Source organism: Rhodobacter viridis, assembly GCF_003217355.1.
In the GTDB taxonomy this organism is placed as follows: Bacteria; Pseudomonadota; Alphaproteobacteria; order Rhodobacterales; family Rhodobacteraceae; genus Rhodobacter; species Rhodobacter viridis.
On the sequence record NZ_QJTK01000043.1, the window covers coordinates 1 to 2,790 of the forward strand.

4 protein-coding genes are annotated in these 2,790 nt (G+C 64.6%); all 4 read right to left on the minus strand.

All coding sequences use genetic code 11. The features are described 5' to 3' along the window. Window positions 1-28: 28 nt before the first annotated feature. From C8J30_RS18135 to tnpA, 4 genes are read right to left on the minus strand one after another with little or no spacing between them, the layout of a single operon-like run. Complete coding sequence (locus C8J30_RS18135) at window positions 29-328, minus strand: hypothetical protein (RefSeq protein WP_110807474.1); 300 nt, start codon at window positions 326-328, stop codon at window positions 29-31. Continuing rightward, complete coding sequence (tnpC, locus tag C8J30_RS18140) at window positions 328-1,929, minus strand: IS66 family transposase (protein WP_110807475.1); 1,602 nt, start codon at window positions 1,927-1,929, stop codon at window positions 328-330. Before tnpC ends, C8J30_RS18135 begins: the two co-directional genes overlap by 1 nt. 57 nt (window positions 1,930-1,986) lie before the next feature. Beyond that, window positions 1,987-2,337, minus strand: a complete 351-nt coding sequence (gene tnpB / locus C8J30_RS18145; RefSeq protein ID WP_110807476.1) for an IS66 family insertion sequence element accessory protein TnpB — start codon at window positions 2,335-2,337, stop codon at window positions 1,987-1,989. Continuing rightward, complete coding sequence (tnpA, locus tag C8J30_RS18150; RefSeq protein WP_110807477.1) at window positions 2,334-2,702, minus strand: IS66-like element accessory protein TnpA; 369 nt, start codon at window positions 2,700-2,702, stop codon at window positions 2,334-2,336. The genes tnpB and tnpA overlap by 4 nt, the downstream gene beginning before the upstream one ends. Window positions 2,703-2,790: the final 88 nt, after the last annotated feature.

The window sequence follows — 2,790 nt, forward strand, 5'->3', positions numbered from 1 at the left end:
GTAAACCTCCGCCGAGGGCCGTCTGGACTTACCGGTTTTTCTCGTCGGCCATGATGCGCTCGATGACGTCGGGGTCGCACTTTTCGGCGCGCAGGAACCCGAGGATCCCGCCTTTCCAGGTTCGAATGTCGGCGAGGAGTTCTTGCAGGCATTCAATGCCGCGGTCGGTGAAGGTGGTGGTGCCTTCCTCGGTGCCGTCATCGACCCAGATCTTCTCGCCGTAGTCGATGTTGTCGGAGTTGGCGCTGACGAGTTCGACAAGCTCCAGGTTCTCGCCGATCCGTCTGGCGGCTTCGTCGATGGTGACGACATGCGTGACGCGCCCCATCAGGCGGCCTCGGCAGATCGGTTTGCCAGCGGCTTCCAATGCCACGGCAGCAATTCGGGCAGGCGCGAGAGCGGCAGATCTGAGATCCTGGCGATGACGTCGGCGAGCCAAGCCTGCGGGTCGATCCCGTTCAGCTTGGCGGTGCCGATCAGGGAATACATTAAGGCCGCGCGCTGCCCGCCGCGCTCGGAACCGGCGAAGAGCCAGGATTTTCTGCCCAGGGCGACCCCGCGCAGAGATCGTTCCGCCGCGTTGTTGGTGAGGCAGACCCGGCCATCGTCGAGGAACCGGGTGAAGCCCGGCCAGTGTTCGGGCGAGAGAGAATAATCGATCGCCTTGGCGACCTTGGCATGCTTCGAGAGCTGTGCCCGTTGCTCCCGAAGCCAGAGCTCCAAGGCCGCGACCAGCGGGGCGGAGCGCGCCTTGCGGGCTTCCAGACGGGCGGCGGGGTCGAGGCCGGAGATCTCGCGCTCAATGTCGAAGAGGGCATCGATGCGTTTCACCGCCTCGAAGGCGATCGGCGAGATTTCCCGGGCATCCTTGCCCTTGCGGATGTTCCCCTCGACATCAGCCAGTTCGAAGAACTTGCGCCGCGCATGGCTCCAACACAGAGCGGGAAGAACCGGCCCGGGCTTGCGATCGCCGCGGTAGAGGTCGTTGTAACCGGCATAGGCATCGGCTTGCAGGATGCCCTGCCAGCCTTCCAGATGCTCGGTCGGATGCGCGCCGCCCCGATCGCGCGAGAAGCGGAAGATCACCGCTGGCGGCGCGGTGCCGCCGAAGGGGCGGTCGTCGCGCAGATAGGTCCAGAGCCGCGCCGTCTTCGTGCCGCCGCGGGCCAAGAGCGGAACCGTCGTATCGTCACCATGCAGGCGTTCGGCCGCCGTGACATGCGCCGCGATCAGATCATGGAGCGGCTTGAGCAGCTCGGCCACGGCCCCGACCTGATCGGCGAGGGTGGAGAGGCTGAGGTCGACGCCCTCACGGGCATACCGCTCGGCCTGCCGGTTCAGCGGTTGATGCTGGCCGAACTTTTCGAACACGATCATCGCCAGCAGGCTCGGCCCGGCCCAACCGCGCGACGTCGGATGGAACGGCGCCGGCGCCTGGCTGATCTTCTCGCAGTCGCGGCAGCTGAACTTCTCGCGCACGGTCTGGATCACCTTCCACTGTCGCGGAACCACCTCGAGCGTTTCGGTGATGTCTTCGCCCATCTTCACGATGCGGTCCGAGCCGCAGCAGCTGCAACTGGTCGGCGCTTCGATCACCACCCGCTCGCGCGGCAGATGCTCGGGAAAGGGTTTGCGCACCGGCTTCTTGCGGTCGAACGCTGCGACCTTCGTGGTCTTTTCGGCTCGGGCCGCATCCTCGGCGGCGTCGGTCACCAGCTCCTCGAGCTGCAATTCCAACTGATCGATCAGCCGGGCCGTGCGTTCGGCGCTGTGGCCGTAATGCTCGCGTTTGAGCAGCGCGATCTCGAGCTTGAGCCCTGCGATCATCGCCTCGGAGGTCGAAACCACCGCGCGCGCCTGCGCCAGTTCGGCTTTGGTGGCCGCCAGCTCGGCGCGGAGTTTTTCGAGTTCTGAGACGGGATCGGACATGGCCGCTTCTACCATGAACGGCCACAGAAGCCAACAAATACAGGCGTTTCCGCTGCCTCAGCCCATCTTCTTCGGCTTCTGGGTCCAGCGCGGATTGCGCCAGTCAATTCCGTCGAGAAGATAGCCGAGCTGCGCCGCGGAGATCGCAACCGCCTCGCCCGTGGCGCTCGACGGCCAAACGAATTTCCCCGCCTCAAGGCGCTTGGCGTAAAGCGATACGCCGATGCCATCGAACCACAGCAGCTTCACCACATCCGCCTTGCGCCCGCGAAAGCAGAAGATCTCGCCACTGTGCGGATCCCGGCCAAGCCCCTGCTGGATTTTCAGCGCGAGGCTGTTCATGCCGCACCGCATGTCGGTGACACCACCAGCAATCCAGACCCGCGTTCCCGCCGGAAAGGCGATCATGCCCGCTCCAAAATCTGCACGAACCGCGTCAGCACCCCGGTGTCGACATCCGGCGGCACGATCACCCGCCGCCCATTCGAAAGCGCGATCTCGATCAGACCCGACGTGACTGCGGTGGAAATCGCTGGGGCAATCCCATCCGGAAACAACTCGACGGCCCGAAACGCGGGAACCTCCCCGCCCAACTCGCCGCGCTGATACTGCCGTCGCCAAAGGTAGAGACCAGAAAGTGCAATGCCATAACGCCGCGCCGTCGCCCGCGCCATGTTCGGGCCTGAAAAGCTTTCCTCGACTATCCGGATCTTCTCTTCGCGGCTAAACCGGCGCCGACGGCCCGTATCAACCACATCCATAACTTCCAGCATTCCATGCACCGTCCATAAGGAGCCCATATGGACGGTCCACTAACCCCGCACCCGCCTCACTCAAAGACGGCCCTCGCCGCAGGCTTAC